The organism is Stenotrophomonas sp. NPDC077461, from assembly GCF_049545475.1.
Lineage (GTDB): Bacteria > Pseudomonadota > Gammaproteobacteria > Xanthomonadales > Xanthomonadaceae > Stenotrophomonas > Stenotrophomonas nematodicola.
Genome location: NZ_JBMWDO010000004.1, coordinates 87,862 through 101,151, shown reverse-complemented (window position 1 = coordinate 101,151; position 13,290 = coordinate 87,862). Strand labels below are relative to the sequence as shown.

Below are 13,290 nucleotides of genomic sequence, written 5' to 3'. Positions count from 1 at the left end.
GCTCTATAGAATCAGTGGAATCATCGACACGAGACGGACATGGACAACTCGCCCCACGTGCCAGCCATGCTAACCGATGTCCTGCGACAGTCCCTTCGCAGCGCGCAGGACCAGGTCAACGCCCTGCTGCTGGGCAAGCAGCACGAAGTGCGGCTGGCGTTCGTCGCGCTGCTGTCCGGCGGACACCTGTTGATCGAAGATCTGCCCGGCCTGGGCAAGACCACCCTCGCCCATGCGCTGGCCTCCAGCCTCGGGCTGGGCTTCCAGCGGGTGCAGTTCACTTCGGACCTTCTGCCAGCGGATGTGCTCGGCGTCTCGGTTTACGACGCAGGCAGCCGTCAATTCCAGTTCCATCCGGGCCCGGTCTTCACCCATGTGCTGCTGGCCGACGAGATCAACCGCGCGCCGCCCCGCACGCAGAGCGCGCTGCTCGAAGCGATGGCCGAGCAGCAGGTCACCCTTGATGGCACCACCCATCCGCTGCCTGATCCGTTCTTCGTCATCGCGACCCAGAATCCGGTGGACCTGTCCGGCACGTTCCCGTTGCCGGACTCGCAGCTGGACCGCTTCCTGCTGCGGCTGGCGCTGGGCTATCCCAATCCGGAATCGGAGCGCGAACTGCTGCGCGGCACCGACCGCCGCCACCTGATCGCCCGGGCGACCGCCCAGCTGAGCGACGCCGACGTGCGCACGCTGCGCGAGGCCGTGGGCCAGGTGCACGCCAGCGACGCGCTGATCGGGTACGTGCAGGCGCTGCTGACCCGCAGCCGGCAGCACGCCGGGGTGCGCGTCGGCCTGTCGCCACGCGCGGGCCTGGCCCTGCTGCGCGCGGCCAAGGCGCATGCATTGCTGCTGGGGCGCGCGCATGTGGTGCCCGAAGACGTGCAGACCCTGTTCGTCGCCGTGGCTGGCCACCGCCTGGTACCCGAGGCCGAGGCCTCCACGGGACCGGCGCTGGCGCGGGCGATCCTGCAGACCGTCCAGGTCGACTGAGATGCACAGCGGCTGGGGAGACCGCTTGAAGCAGAGGATGCTGCCGGCCAATGGCCGGCACTACACGCGTCCGCGCCAGCCCGACACGTTGCCGCAGCGGATCGACCGCCGCCGCATCTATGTGCTGCCGACCCGCTTCGGCCTGTTCGTGGCCGTCCTGCTGGGCGCGATGCTGCTGGGCGCGCTGAACTACAACAACAACCCCGCGCTGCTGCTGGCCCTGCTGCTGGGTGCGACCGGCATCGCCAGCGCGATCAGCGCGCACCTGCAGTTGTCGGGCGTGCAGGTGGACGCGGTGTCGGCCGACCCGGTGACCGCCGGCCACCCGCTGCGCCTGCGCATCAGCCTGTCGCGCCGCGACGCGCGCGCCCGGCGTGGACTGCGGATCGAACACCACAACGCCCTGGCCTTTGCGCACCTGGCGCACGACGACCAGACCGAAGTCGATCTGGATGTGCCCACCACGCAGCGCGGCTGGCTGGACCTGGACCGCATCCGGCTCTCCACCACCCAGCCGCTGGGCCTGGTGCGCGCCTGGACCTGGGTGTGGCCGGACACGCCGCTGCTGGTCTACGCCGCGCCCGACACCCAGGCGCCGGCACTGCCCGAAGGCGGCGGTGACCCGCTGCACACCCGCGTGCATCCCAGTGGCGAGGAGCTGCATCAACTGCGCCCCTATCGCGCCGGCGACCCGCCGCGCAGCATCGCGTGGAAGCACTCGGCCCGCCGCGATGCGCTGCTCGTGCGCGAGTACGAGCGCCCGGTGGGACTGGACGTCCAGCTGGACTGGCGGCACCTGGCACCGCTGCCGACCGAAGCCCGGATCGCGCGGCTGGCACGCTGGGTGGACCTGGCCGAACGCGAGGGCCGCCGCTACACGCTGACCCTGCCCGGCTACCCGGTGCTGGGCCCGGGCAGCGGCAACGCCCACCACCACCTGTGCCAGCGCGCGCTGGCGGTGCTGCCGCATGACTGATCCCGTGCTGCCCCCCGATCTGCCGCGCAGCGCGCGCGACTGGAGCCTGGCCAGCGCCGCGCTGGGCCTGCTGCCGCTGCTGCTGCAACTGCCCGATGCGCTGGCGGCGGTAATCGCGGCGGTTGCGATCGGCACGGCGCTGGCCTCGCGCGGACGGGTGCTGCCCGCGCCGCTGCGGGTGCTGCTGGTCCTGGCCATGCTCGGCGCGATCTACTGGCAGATGGGCGCCCGGCCCGGCCGCGACACCGGCTGCGCGCTGCTGGCGGCGATGCTGGCGATCAAATCCAGCGAGCTGCGCTCCCTGCGCGATGCCCGCAGCCTGCTCGGCTTTGCGTTGTTCGCCCCGTTCGCCGCGTTTCTGCTCGACCAGGGGCCGCTGACGCTTGCGCTGGCGATGCTGGCCGCGTTGACCGCCCTGCTCGCCCTGCAGCGGCTTGCGCATGTGGAAGGCCAGGCCGCGCCTCCCGCCGCGCGCGGGCAGGCACGCGGCATCGCCCGGCTGGTGGCGCTGGGGCTGCCGCTGGCGCTGGCCGCGTTCTGGCTGTTCCCGCGCCTGAGCGAGCCGCTGTGGGGCATCCCCGAGCGCGCGGTGTCCAAGCCGGGCCTGTCTGACAGCATGGAACCGGGCACCTGGCTGGACCTGATGGCCGATGACACGCCTGCCCTGCGCGTGCAGTTCTTCGGGGCCGTGCCGGCGCCGTCGCAACGCTACTGGCGCGGCCCGGTGATGACGCGGTTCGACGGCCGGCGGTGGCAACAGGATCGCAGCCTCGACCGACGGCCGCCGCCGCAGGTGACCCACGGGGCGACGCGCTGGGACTACCAGATCGACTACGAACCCACCGACCGCCGGCAGCTGGTGGCCCTGGACCTGCCACTGGCGGCGCCGCCGGGCAGCGAACTCAACGCCGACCACAGCCTGCGCAGCCGCGCTCCGCTCGCATCCCTGACCCGATGGCGCCTGCAGTCCTCCCCGGCCACCGCCTACTCCCAGCCACTGACGCCCTACCAGCGCCAGCTCGCGCTGGCGCTGCCGGCCGGCTTCAATCCGCGCACGGCGGCGCTGGCCCGGGCGTGGCGCCGCGATGCCGGCCAGGACGATGCGGCGATCGTGCAGCGCGCCCTGGACTGGATCGGCCAGCGTTTCGCCTACACCCTCGACACGCCGCTGCCCGGGCGCGACGGCGTGGATGAGTTCCTGTTCGACCACCAGGCTGGCTTCTGTGAACACTTCAGCGGGTCGTTCGTGGTGCTGATGCGCAATGCCGGCATCCCCGCGCGGGTGGTCACCGGTTTTGCCGGCGGTGTCCGCAATCGCTATGGCAATTACTGGGTCGTGCGGCGCATGGATGCCCATGCCTGGACCGAAGTCTGGCTGGACGGCCGCGGCTGGGTCCGGGTGGATCCGACAGCCGCTGTAGCGCCCGAGCGCGTCTACGACACGCTGGAAGACCGTCTGGGGGCCGGCGCCGACGGCGGCCTGCAATCGCGCTGGCTGCAGGCCGGCGAGCTCGGCGACTGGCTGCGCCGCGGCTGGAACGACATGGTGCTGTCCTTCGATGCCAACCGCCAACAGCAGCTGCTGCGTCCGCTGGGCATCGAGCGGCTGGAACCGTCACAGCTGATCGCTGTTTTCATGGTCTTCGCACTGGCCGCGCTAGGCTGGATGGCGTGGCTGTTGGCACGCGGGGAGCGCGAGCGCGATCCGCTGCTGCGCGCCTGGCACCGGGTGAACCGGCGCTACGCGCGGTACGGCCTGGCCCGTGCCCCGGCCGAGACGGCCGGCGACTGGGCGCGGCGTGTCCACGCGCAACGGCCCGACCCCGCCCTGCTGGCACTCAGCGTCCGTTTCGTTCATGCGCGGTACGCTGGCGCAGACGTCGACCTCGCTTCATTATTGCGCGACCTGCGCAGGCATCGCCCGAACCCCGGAGCATCCTCATGAAGATCCAACTGCTGCTTCCCCTGGCCGCCTCCCTGGCACTGGCCGCCTGTGCAACCGCACCCAAACCGCTGCAGGGACAGTTCAGCGTCGTCACCCCGCGCGATTCGGTGGCCACCCAGCAGGTCGGCACGCCCGTCCGCTGGGGCGGACGCATCATCGAAACCACGCCGGGCCAGGGCGAAACCTGCTTCCAGCTCATCTCGCGCCCGCTCAACGGCAGTGGCCGCCCGAGCACCACCTCCTCCGATGCCAGCGACGGCCGCTTCATCGCCTGCCGCGCCGGCTTCTACGATCCGGCCGTGTTCGAGCCGGGCCGCGACGTGACCTTCATCGGCAAGATCGACGGCTACCAGAACACCCGCATCGGCGAGTACGACTACCGCCTGCCCAAGATCAACGCGGACGTGATCTACCTGTGGCCGGAACAGCGCCAGGTCGACGTCGTGCCGGCCTACCCCTACGGCCCGTGGGGCCCGGCATGGGGCCCGGGCTGGGGCTACCGCGGCTGGGGTTGGTGGTAAACAAGCAGCAGAAAGACGCCACCCCAGGGTGGCGTTTTTTCATGCCCCGAAATGCCCCAGCGGTGCGCCGGCGAGCAAATGCAGGTGGATGTGGAACACGGTCTGCCCGGCATCGCCCCGGCAGTTCATGACGATGCGGTAGCCGTTCTCGGCGAACCCTTCGCGGCGGGCGTACTCGGCCGCGGCCAGCGCCAGCTTGCCGATCAGGTGTGCCTGCGACGGCTGCACATCGTCCAGGGTCGGAATCGCTTCGTTCTTCGGAATGAACAACACGTGCACCGGCGCCTGCGGTGCGATGTCCTTGAAGGCCAGCACCTCGTCGTCTTCATAGACGATGGTGGCGGGAATCTCGCGGCGGATGATCTTGCCGAACAGGGTGTCGTGGCTCATGGGGCACCGTAGGAAACAGGGCCCTGGAGAGTAGCGCGGATGCGCTGCCGGATTCGACCCATCCCGCGCGCGGTCATTCCTGGATGTCGGTGCGCGTGCCGAAGGCATGCGACAGCGTGCCGCGGTCCACGTACTCCAGTTCACCGCCCAGCGGCAGGCCCTGGGCCAGGCGGCTGGGCCGCACGTTGTGCGTGCGCGCCAGCTGCGCCAGATAGTGGGCCGTCGCTTCACCCTCGACGGTGGCACTGGTGGCGATGATCAGCTCCTGCACCTCGCCCTGTTTCAGGCGGGCGTCGAGCTGGTCCAGCCCGAGTTCGCGCGGGCCGATGCCGTCCAGCGGCGACAGGCGTCCCTGCAGCACGAAGTACACGCCCCGGAAGCCGGTGGCGTGTTCGATCGCCAGGCGGTCGGCCGGCGACTCCACCGCACACAGCTGCTGGCGCTCGCGGCTGCCGTTGGCACAGACCGTGCAGAGCTCGCTCTCGCTGAAATCGCGGCATTGCACGCAATGCCCGATCCGCTCGATCGCCTGCGCCAACACCTCCGACAGGCGCTGCCCGCCATCGCGTTCGCGCTCCAGCACGTGGTAGGCCATGCGCTGTGCGGTCTTCTGGCCCACGCCGGGCAGCACCCGGAAGGCCTCGATCAGTTGTTCGAGCAGGGGCAGGCTCATGGCGGCGGACTCACTCCAGAAACAAACGCGCGAAGCCCGAAGGCTTCGCGGCGCAGGCAACGCGGGACGCCGGGCAGGGCCGGCGCGGCGTTGGGATCAGAACGGCAGCTTCATGCCCGGAGGCAGCTGCATGCCGGCCGTGGCCGAGCCCATGCGGTTCTTGGATTCGGCATCGATCTTGTTGGAGGCATCGTTGAACGCCGCCGCGATCAGGTCTTCGGCCATTTCCGGGTCAGCCAGCACGGCCGGGTCAATGCGCACCTTGCGGCACTCCTTGGCGCCGGTCAGGGTCACGCTGACCATGCCGCCGCCGGCGCTGCCGGTGACTTCCAGCTTGGCGAGTTCTTCCTGGGCCTTCTGCAGGTTCTCCTGCATCTTCTGGGCCTGCTGCATCAGTTGGGCGATATTGCCACGCATGGGTCTTTACTCATCAAAGGGACGGATGGAATCGGTCACGACCCGGGCGCCGTGTTGCTGGATCAGCAACTGCACATCCGGATCGGCCATGAAAACGGCTTCGGCCGCCTGTTGTCGTTCGCCACGCTGGCGGTCCGAACGCTGGTGCAGCGTTTCGGCCTCCGCGCCACCGGCTTCGATGACGATCTTCGGCGCCTGGCCCAGCGGACCGGTCAGGGCGTCGGTCAGCGCCGCCAGCGAGCGGTCCGAACACAGGTACTCAAATCCGGGCGATACCGCCAATTTCAAGACACCGCGCTGATAGCCGATGAACGCCGCGTGCGCCGCGAGCTGCCGCGACGGACCGCTGAGCTGGCTCTGGGCGACCAGTTCCAGCCAGGCTTCGGCGCTGGCCAGGCCGATCGGCGCGTCCGGAGCCACAACGGCGGCCGCCGGTTCATCGGCCGCGGACGACGGCGCAATCGCGATCCCCTGCGGACGATGCGGGACAGCGGCCGACGGGGCCGGTCGTTCCGGCGGTGCTTCCCACGGCGCGACCATTGCCGCATCGGGCGTGGCCATTTCGGCGGCCAGGGCTTCATCGCGGTCGTCGGCGGCCCCGTCCTGGTGCCACGGCGGCAGGTCGTCCGGATCGGCGACCACCGTCGGTGCGGCGGGCGTGGGGGCCGCGGGTTTGGTCGGGGTTGGGGCGGGCGCCGGCGGCGCCACCACCGGGGCCGCTTTCGGCACGGCCGCCGCAGGGGCCGCGGCGACGGCACCAACGCCGTGGCCGCTGCCGGTGCCACCGGTGCTGCCCACCCCGGTGCCGGTCTCCGGATCACGCGGTACCGGCGGCACCGCCGCCGCCGGGCGGAAGGCCAGCATGCGCAGCACGGCCATTTCGAAGCCGGCGCGCGGGCTGGGTGCCAGATACAGATCGCGGCGCCCATTCAGCGCCATCTGGTACCACAGCTGTACCACTTCCGGGCGCAGGCGACCGGCAAAGGCCACCGCATCGATGCCCTCACCCGCCGCCGATGCGCCCGGGACCAGCTGCTGCACCTGGATGCGGTGCAGGCCTTCGGCCAGCGCTTCCAGCACGCCACCCCAGTCCGGCGAGAATTCCGCCAGCAGCGCGACCACCTGCAACAGGCGGGGGCCGTCGCCGTCGGCCAGCGCATCGAGCATGGCGGCCACCTGGGTACGGTCGACCGTCCCCAGCATCGTGCGCACCACGTCTTCGCGCAGCGCACCACCGGCGTAGGCGATGGCCTGGTCCAGCAGCGACAGGCCGTCGCGCAGGCTGCCGTCGGCCGCCTTTGCCAGCTGGACGATCGCGCTCGGGTCCGATTCGATCTCTTCGGCAGCCAGAATCCGGGTCATCTGCCCCTGTATCTGGTCCTCGTCGAGCCGCTTGAGGTTGAACTGCAGGCAGCGCGACAGCACCGTCACCGGCAGCTTCTGCGGATCGGTGGTGGCCAGCAGGAACTTCACGTGCTCCGGCGGCTCTTCCAGCGTCTTCAGCAGCGCGTTGAACGCCGCCTTGGACAGCATGTGCACTTCGTCGATCAGGTAGACCTTGTACTTGCCGCGGGACGGCATGTACTGGGCGTTCTCGATCACCTCGCGGACGTCATCGACACCGGTATTGGATGCGGCATCGATCTCCAGCAGGTCGATGTAGCGACCCGAATCGATGTCCAGGCAGGCCGGGCACTGGCCGCACGGGTCGGCGCTGGTGCCCTGCTCGCAGTTCAGCGACTTGGCGAAAATACGCGCGATCGTGGTCTTGCCCACCCCGCGGGTGCCGGTAAACAGGAACGCATGGTGCACACGGCCGCTGTCCAGCGCATTGCTGAGCGCGCGGACCACGTGTTCCTGGCCCACCAGCTCGGCAAAACGCTTCGGACGCCACTTGCGGGCAAGGACGAGATAGGACATCAGGCCACCGTCTTCATCGGGACGTCCATTGTGCCACGCCTGTCCAGCCACCCTGCCCCCCGCGTCGTGCCGCTTGTGCGTTGGCGATTCCCCCGCTAGAATCTGCGCCCCTGCAGCGGGTTGTTGCCGCAGGTCCGGAGAGGTGTCCGAGTGGTTGAAGGAGCACGCCTGGAAAGTGTGTAAGCGTCTAAACCGCGCTTCGGGGGTTCGAATCCCCCTCTCTCCGCCAGACAAACGTAGAAAGGCCGCCTTCGGGCGGCCTTTCTGCTTTTCGCCCTTCGATCTCAGCCGCCGCGACAACGTCGCGCGATTCTTTGGCGGCGTCAGTCGTCCCGACGTTACCATCCCCCCATCGCATACACGTGAGGCCTCACTTTGTTCGCCCCCCCCCCTACCGCCAGGCCGAAGGCGAAGCCGCTGCAGACCGCCCGGTCAGGAACGTTCACGGACAACATGCGGCTGCCCGTCCACCGGTGGTTTCGCTATTCGGCAGGCTTTTCTGCTGAATGGGCGGAAAGCGTCATCGATGCCCACGGCGGCAAGCACTGCACCGTGCTTGATCCCTTCGCAGGATCCGGCACCACGCTTGTCGCCGCGGAGCACTGCGGCGCGGCCGCGTTCGGGTTTGAGAGCCATCCGTTCGTAAACCGCATTGCCGAGGCCAAGCTGTCCTGGCCCAGCGACAGCGATGCGTTCCTGGACGCCGCCGAGACGGTAAAGCAGCATCTCGACACCTGGGAGACGCTCATCACCGAGGCACAGGGTGCGCCCGATCTGCTGCAGAAGTGCTACTCCGTTGACGTGCTTGCCCAGCTCTATGCCCTGCGCAACGGATACACGACGGAGTCCGGCGCGCTCGATCCCGCTGCGGCGCGACTGGTGTGGCTGGCCATCACGGGCATCCTGCGCGCCTGCAGCGGCGTGGGTACGGCGCAATGGCAGTACATCCTGCCCAACAAGTCGAAGGCCAAGGTGCTGGAGCCACGGGTGGCATTTGATGCCAAGGTGCAACAGATGGCCGCGGACATGCGCTCGGCCCAGGAACACCGGTGGAGCGGTTCTGCCCGTGTGTTCGCCCACGATTCGCGCAATGCGCAGATCCCGATTGAACCTGGTTCCGTCGATCTCGTTCTGACGTCCCCGCCCTATGCAAACAACTATGACTATGCGGACGCTACCCGGCTGGAAATGATGTTCTGGGGGGAGATCAAGGGCTGGGGTGATCTGCAGAATGCCGTTCGTCAGCACATCGTTCGTTCGTGCTCCCAGCACGCGGCCGCCGATCGCGTCGATCTGGCGAGCATGCTTGAACATCCCAGCCTGTCAGCCATTCACAGCGAGATAAGCGAGGTCTGCAACGAACTCGCCACGGTACGCCTCGGCAAGGGCGGCAAGAAGGCGTACCACATCATGGTCGCAGCGTACTTCCACGACATGGCGGCCACGTTCACCATGCTTCGCCGCGCCTGCCGTGACGGCGCGCGGATGTGTTTTGTGGTCGGCGATTCCGCGCCGTACGGCGTCTACGTGCCTGTCGACGACTGGCTGGGACGCCTGGCGGTGGCCGCCGGCTTCACCTCGTATTCCTTCGAAAAGCTGCGTGACCGCAACACGAAGTGGAAAAACCGGAAACACACCGTGCCTTTGCACGAAGGCCATCTATGGATTGAGGGTTGACTGTGGCGAAATCTCCATCCCACCGCTTTGGACAGATCATTGGCGACCTCCTGGAGGAGATCGTCCTGCCGCAACTCCAGGCGTACTGCGATGCACGCGGGCTCTATCTGGACAAGAAGGGAAAGCGCGCGGCCCGCTCGGGCTCGAAGGTCAGTTGGCAGGATCGCTACAAGAACTTCCACGACCTCGATTTCGTCATCGAGTCGGGCGGAAGCGATGGCGTACGTGGGCGCCCGGTTGCCTTCATTGAAGCTGCCTGGCGCCGCTACACGAAGCACTCCCGCGCCAAAGCCCAGGAAATCCAGGGCGCGGTCATGCCGATCGCCGAACAACACTCCTGGGACAAGCCTTTCCTTGGCGCCATCCTCGCGGGTGTGTTTACCAGGGACTCGCTGGCGCAGATGCGCAGCTGTGGTTTCGAAACCATTCTGATGCCCTATGACTCGATTGTTGAGGCATTTGCGTCCGTCGGCATTGACGCACGATTCGATGAGGAAACGCCGGATCAGGAGTTCGCGCATGCCGTCGAGCAGATCGAATCACTCACGCCCGAGAAGAGAGCCTCGCTCAAAGCGCAACTGACCGCGAACAATGCAGCGCAGTTGGCGGGCTTCTTCGACAGCCTGAAGAAGGCCATCGACAGGGCCGTATCCAAGGTCATGGTCATTCCGCTGCACGGCGTGGAAAGGGAGTTCACCGGGGTGGATGCGGCAACGCAGTTCCTCGCGGAGCACGACCAGGCCAGAGTCGACGAAGGCGCGTTCCGCAAATACGAAATCGTCGTGCGTTACTCCAATGGTGACCGCGTTGAGGCCTCCTTTGAAGACAGGGCAGCGGCCCTTGGCTTCCTGGGTTACATCGGGGCCACTGCGCACTAACCGGGCGCGCGGGGATCGGCCCCAGTGGGGACAAGGTGCATTGTCCCTCCCATGTGGCAGGATCGGGCACTCGGTCAACTGCAAGGAATGCACGATGATGACAAGGACGATGTGTTGTGCCCTCGTACTGGCCTGCGCGGTGGGCATAACCGCCTGCACGCAACCGGCCGCATCCGATGGACCGGCCGCGCCTGGCGCGCCAACGCCCGAAGCAGGTGCGCCGGACGCAGGTGCCGATCCGGCACCCGGCACGGCGGTGACCCACATTGCGCCCGGCCCTTCGCAGCAGGCCCGTGCCTGCATGATTGCAGGCGAGTTCCACCTGTTCGGAAAGACGCTCCGCTCCCGCGATTGCGTGCAGTCCAGCGGCGCCTCGAGCGACGCCGAGCTGAAGAAGATCTGCGAAGGCCTGGCGGCCACCTCCGCGCAGATGGGAGGCAAGGCAGGCCAGGTCACGTATATGGACGCCTGCCCGTCCCCATCGCAGGGCCGCTGCAGACAGCTGTTCGGCCTGGCGTTCGATGGCTACTACTACGAGCGTTCCGCCGACGACCTGGCCGGCCTGCCGGACAGCTGCACCCACGGGGGCGGCCACTGGACCACCGGCTGAACCTGCCGGTCCGGCCATCCGTCGATCGGCCGCAGCGCCCCGGATCTGGATTACAGTCGCTTCGCCTCCCTCGCCTGTGCGCTGCCCCCATGTCCGACTGCTGCGGTTGCGGAAAGATCGTCGATGTTGCCGCCCTCCAGGCCAGGCAGCGCCGCGTGCTGGGCATCGTGCTGGCCATCAACCTGGCCACGTTCGTGATGATGGCCGGCGCGGCCTGGTGGAGCCACTCGTCCTCGCTGCTCTCCGGCAGCCTGGACAATCTGGGCGACGCGCTCACTTACGCGATCAGCCTGGCGGTGGTGGGCGCTTCCGCGCGGGCCAAGGGGCGCGTGGCGCTCCTGAAGGGACTGCTGATCCTTGGCGCCGCCCTGGCCGTTGCCGTGCAGATCGGCTGGCGGCTCACCCATCCCGCCGTCCCGTTGTTCGAGGGCATGGGAATTGCCGGCGCGCTGAACCTGGCGGCCAACGGGGTCTGCCTCTGGCTGCTCACGCCCTTCCGCCACGGCGACGTCAACCTGGCATCGGCATGGGAATGCTCGCGCAACGACATTGCCGAGGGCGTGGCCGTGCTGCTGGCAGCGCTCGCCGTGTGGGTGTTCGGTGCTGGCTGGCCGGACCTGCTGATCGCCGGCGCGCTGCTGGTGATGTTCCTGCGCTCGGCAGTGCGCGTCCTGCGCGCGGCCTGGCAGGCGCTGCGTGTACAGGCAACGTCGAACACGCCGGTGGCACGCTAGCCATCTCCCCACGATGCGCATCTCCCGCCCCTACCGCCCCGCCGACGCGGACGCCTGCCTGCGCATCTTCGACAGCAATGTGCCCGGCTATTTCGGCGCACATGAGCGCGCCGGCTTCGCTGCGTACCTGCAGCATCCAGACCGCACGGGCGACTACCGGGTGATCGAGCGCGACGGCCGGATCGTTGCCTGTGCCGGCCTGGCGATCGATGGAACAACCGCCGCGTTCTGCTGGGGGATGGTCGAGCATGGCCTCCACCGCCAGGGGCTCGGCCACACGCTGGCGCAGGCGCGCCTGGGGCTGGCGCGTGCCGTGGGTGCACAGCGCGTGACTCTCAGCACCAGCCAGCACACGCGCGGCTTCTACGCGGCGCTGGGCTTCACCGTGACCCGGGTCGTCACCAACGGCCACGGCCCGGGCCTGGATGCGGTGGAGATGGAACAGGTCCTGTCCGGCCGATGACGGCTCAGCCGCTCGAGACTTTCATCAGCACCAACCCACTGACGATCAGCACCGCCGCGCCGATCCGCATCGCGCTGATCTGCTCGCCCAGGAAGACGATGCCGACCACGAACGCACCGACCGCACCGATGCCGGTCCAGATCGTATACGCGGTCCCCAGCGGCAGCGTGCGCATGGCCAGCGACAACAGCCAGAAACTGGCGGTCATGGTGACCAGGGTGATGATCGAGGGAGTGAGTTTGCTGAACCCGTCGGACTGCTTCATCGCGAACGCCCAGACGATTTCCAGCACACCGGCTGCCAACAGATAGATCCAGGCCATGCGGCCCTCCTTGATGGGGCCAGGCCGTCCTGGTCAGTCGTACCCGATGCGGGGGAGGTCGTTCCTCCTGTGCGGCGTATTTTACCCACCCGACCGCCCGATGGGCGGTCTGCCGGCCAGCGGGCTACACGGGATTCAGACTCGCCAGTCTGGCACTGCGCGCCGCGCATGCGCTAGAATGCGCGACTGCACTGCCGGACCTGTTCCGTCGCGCAGCTCCAGCATCCAGTGGCCGATCCTGATCGCCCTGTCTGCGGAACGTCTCTATGGTGGCCCCGTCGGCCCCTCGCGACGCTAGGTCGAAAATCCCGCCAGGGCCGGAAGGCAGCAACGGTATCGATCGACGCGGGCGCCGAGGTCAGCCGGCGGGGCCGCCACCTTTTCAGGGGTCCGGTACCGGCGTGCCCTGGTGGAACACCATCCGCCACGCGCCTGCGCGCAACCGCCACAGCGAACTGCGCAGCACCGTGCGCTGGCGCTCGCCATTGATCACGTAGGCGCTGCGATAGCGCACCTGCGCAACGTGCGCGTCGAGCAGCAGGACGCTGACGTCCTCGGCGAGGATCTCGACCTGCGCCCGTTCGGCCGGCAGTTCCGCCAACGCGGTGGCGCGGTCGAAACAACCGCCGGAACTCCCTATTTCGGCGAAGTCGTCATCCAGCAGTGCCGACAGGCGCGCCCGGTCACCACGCACGACCGGGTCGTGCAGCGCGCGCTCCAGCGCCTCCAGATGATCGGCCAGCGCACTGGGCACCCGGCCGGCCGCCATGC

At 68.4% G+C, this 13,290-nt stretch carries 15 protein-coding genes, 1 tRNA gene and 1 other RNA gene; 11 read left to right on the top strand and 6 right to left on the bottom strand.

Annotated elements, in window-relative coordinates; translation table 11 throughout:
- Positions 1 to 66 precede the first annotated feature (66 nt).
- The 4 genes from ACPEH8_RS09070 to ACPEH8_RS09055 are packed head-to-tail and all read left to right on the top strand — an operon-like array spanning position 67 to position 4,435.
- Positions 67 to 993, top strand: a complete 927-nt coding sequence (locus ACPEH8_RS09070) for an AAA family ATPase (protein WP_136005600.1) — start codon at positions 67 to 69, stop codon at positions 991 to 993.
- Positions 994 to 1,030: 37 nt separating this feature from the next.
- Positions 1,031 to 1,969 (top strand): DUF58 domain-containing protein, encoded by a 939-nt coding sequence (locus tag ACPEH8_RS09065; RefSeq protein WP_423666671.1) that lies wholly within the window; start codon positions 1,031 to 1,033, stop codon positions 1,967 to 1,969.
- The gene (locus ACPEH8_RS09060; RefSeq protein WP_423666537.1) at positions 1,962 to 3,914 is read left to right on the top strand and encodes a transglutaminase TgpA family protein; all 1,953 of its coding nucleotides are present in this window, start codon (positions 1,962 to 1,964) and stop codon (positions 3,912 to 3,914) included. Before ACPEH8_RS09065 ends, ACPEH8_RS09060 begins: the two co-directional genes overlap by 8 nt.
- Complete coding sequence (locus ACPEH8_RS09055; protein WP_017355152.1) at positions 3,911 to 4,435, top strand: Slp family lipoprotein; 525 nt, start codon at positions 3,911 to 3,913, stop codon at positions 4,433 to 4,435. The genes ACPEH8_RS09060 and ACPEH8_RS09055 overlap by 4 nt, the downstream gene beginning before the upstream one ends.
- A 39-nt stretch (positions 4,436 to 4,474) precedes the next feature.
- Here the strand turns inward: ACPEH8_RS09055 and ACPEH8_RS09050 are convergent, their stop codons facing one another.
- The 4 genes from ACPEH8_RS09050 to dnaX all read right to left on the bottom strand — a co-directional run bounded on the left by ACPEH8_RS09050 (position 4,475) and on the right by dnaX (position 7,835).
- Positions 4,475 to 4,825 carry a histidine triad nucleotide-binding protein gene (locus ACPEH8_RS09050; protein WP_017355153.1) on the bottom strand — a complete coding sequence of 117 codons (351 nt, stop codon included), beginning with the start codon at positions 4,823 to 4,825 and terminating at the stop codon, positions 4,475 to 4,477.
- Positions 4,826 to 4,898: 73 nt separating this feature from the next.
- The gene (gene recR, locus ACPEH8_RS09045; RefSeq protein WP_017355154.1) at positions 4,899 to 5,498 is read right to left on the bottom strand and encodes a recombination mediator RecR; all 600 of its coding nucleotides are present in this window, start codon (positions 5,496 to 5,498) and stop codon (positions 4,899 to 4,901) included.
- Positions 5,499 to 5,594: 96 nt separating this feature from the next.
- Positions 5,595 to 5,915, bottom strand: a complete 321-nt coding sequence (locus ACPEH8_RS09040; protein WP_017355155.1) for a YbaB/EbfC family nucleoid-associated protein — start codon at positions 5,913 to 5,915, stop codon at positions 5,595 to 5,597.
- Positions 5,916 to 5,921: 6 nt separating this feature from the next.
- Positions 5,922 to 7,835, bottom strand: coding sequence for a DNA polymerase III subunit gamma/tau (gene dnaX, locus ACPEH8_RS09035; RefSeq protein WP_313160647.1), 1,914 nt, complete (start codon positions 7,833 to 7,835; stop codon positions 5,922 to 5,924).
- 136 nt (positions 7,836 to 7,971) lie between these two features.
- On the opposite strand from dnaX, the gene ACPEH8_RS09030 reads away from it, so the two are divergent.
- From ACPEH8_RS09030 to ACPEH8_RS09005, 6 genes are all read left to right on the top strand, one after another.
- A tRNA-Ser gene (locus ACPEH8_RS09030) sits at positions 7,972 to 8,064 on the top strand.
- Between the two features lie 224 nt (positions 8,065 to 8,288).
- Entirely contained in the window at positions 8,289 to 9,512 is a 1,224-nt protein-coding gene (locus tag ACPEH8_RS09025) for a DNA methyltransferase (protein WP_017355643.1), read from the top strand.
- Between the two features lie 2 nt (positions 9,513 to 9,514).
- The gene (locus ACPEH8_RS09020) at positions 9,515 to 10,390 is read left to right on the top strand and encodes a DNA methylase (RefSeq protein WP_229296475.1); all 876 of its coding nucleotides are present in this window, start codon (positions 9,515 to 9,517) and stop codon (positions 10,388 to 10,390) included.
- A gap of 301 nt (positions 10,391 to 10,691) precedes the next feature.
- Positions 10,692 to 11,000, top strand: a complete 309-nt coding sequence (locus ACPEH8_RS09015; RefSeq protein WP_017355641.1) for a hypothetical protein — start codon at positions 10,692 to 10,694, stop codon at positions 10,998 to 11,000.
- 89 nt (positions 11,001 to 11,089) lie between these two features.
- Positions 11,090 to 11,734, top strand: coding sequence for a cation transporter (locus tag ACPEH8_RS09010; protein ID WP_017355640.1), 645 nt, complete (start codon positions 11,090 to 11,092; stop codon positions 11,732 to 11,734).
- Positions 11,735 to 11,747: 13 nt separating this feature from the next.
- On the top strand, positions 11,748 to 12,197 hold the full coding sequence (locus ACPEH8_RS09005; RefSeq protein ID WP_136005590.1) for a GNAT family N-acetyltransferase: 450 nt from the start codon (positions 11,748 to 11,750) through the stop codon (positions 12,195 to 12,197).
- A gap of 4 nt (positions 12,198 to 12,201) precedes the next feature.
- Here ACPEH8_RS09005 and ACPEH8_RS09000 read toward each other — a convergent pair whose 3' ends face one another.
- Positions 12,202 to 12,519 (bottom strand): DMT family transporter, encoded by a 318-nt coding sequence (locus ACPEH8_RS09000; RefSeq protein ID WP_017355638.1) that lies wholly within the window; start codon positions 12,517 to 12,519, stop codon positions 12,202 to 12,204.
- Positions 12,520 to 12,794: 275 nt separating this feature from the next.
- On the opposite strand from ACPEH8_RS09000, the gene ffs reads away from it, so the two are divergent.
- Positions 12,795 to 12,891, top strand: an RNA gene (gene ffs / locus ACPEH8_RS08995) — signal recognition particle sRNA small type.
- Positions 12,892 to 12,901: 10 nt separating this feature from the next.
- Here the strand turns inward: ffs and ACPEH8_RS08990 are convergent.
- On the bottom strand, positions 12,902 to 13,288 hold the full coding sequence (locus tag ACPEH8_RS08990; protein ID WP_017355637.1) for a DUF4440 domain-containing protein: 387 nt from the start codon (positions 13,286 to 13,288) through the stop codon (positions 12,902 to 12,904).
- Positions 13,289 to 13,290: the final 2 nt, after the last annotated feature.

Bases quoted from the DNA above. Each gene is read 5' to 3' on its own strand.
- recR (WP_017355154.1), bottom strand. From the start codon at position 5,498: ATGAGCCTGCCCCTGCTCGAACAACTGATCGAGGCCTTCCGGGTGCTG.
- ACPEH8_RS09000 (WP_017355638.1), bottom strand. From the start codon at position 12,519: ATGGCCTGGATCTATCTGTTGGCAGCCGGTGTGCTGGAAATCGTCTGG.
- ACPEH8_RS09070 (WP_136005600.1), top strand. From the start codon at position 67: ATGCTAACCGATGTCCTGCGACAGTCCCTTCGCAGCGCGCAGGACCAG.
- dnaX (WP_313160647.1), bottom strand. From the start codon at position 7,835: ATGTCCTATCTCGTCCTTGCCCGCAAGTGGCGTCCGAAGCGTTTTGCC.
- ACPEH8_RS09055 (WP_017355152.1), top strand. From the start codon at position 3,911: ATGAAGATCCAACTGCTGCTTCCCCTGGCCGCCTCCCTGGCACTGGCC.
- ACPEH8_RS09025 (WP_017355643.1), top strand. From the start codon at position 8,289: ATGCGGCTGCCCGTCCACCGGTGGTTTCGCTATTCGGCAGGCTTTTCT.
- ACPEH8_RS09040 (WP_017355155.1), bottom strand. From the start codon at position 5,915: ATGCGTGGCAATATCGCCCAACTGATGCAGCAGGCCCAGAAGATGCAG.
- ACPEH8_RS09060 (WP_423666537.1), top strand. From the start codon at position 1,962: ATGACTGATCCCGTGCTGCCCCCCGATCTGCCGCGCAGCGCGCGCGAC.
- ACPEH8_RS09065 (WP_423666671.1), top strand. From the start codon at position 1,031: ATGCTGCCGGCCAATGGCCGGCACTACACGCGTCCGCGCCAGCCCGAC.
- ACPEH8_RS09015 (WP_017355641.1), top strand. From the start codon at position 10,692: ATGATTGCAGGCGAGTTCCACCTGTTCGGAAAGACGCTCCGCTCCCGC.
- ACPEH8_RS09005 (WP_136005590.1), top strand. From the start codon at position 11,748: ATGCGCATCTCCCGCCCCTACCGCCCCGCCGACGCGGACGCCTGCCTG.
- ACPEH8_RS08990 (WP_017355637.1), bottom strand. From the start codon at position 13,288: ATGGCGGCCGGCCGGGTGCCCAGTGCGCTGGCCGATCATCTGGAGGCG.
- ACPEH8_RS09050 (WP_017355153.1), bottom strand. From the start codon at position 4,825: ATGAGCCACGACACCCTGTTCGGCAAGATCATCCGCCGCGAGATTCCC.
- ACPEH8_RS09010 (WP_017355640.1), top strand. From the start codon at position 11,090: ATGTCCGACTGCTGCGGTTGCGGAAAGATCGTCGATGTTGCCGCCCTC.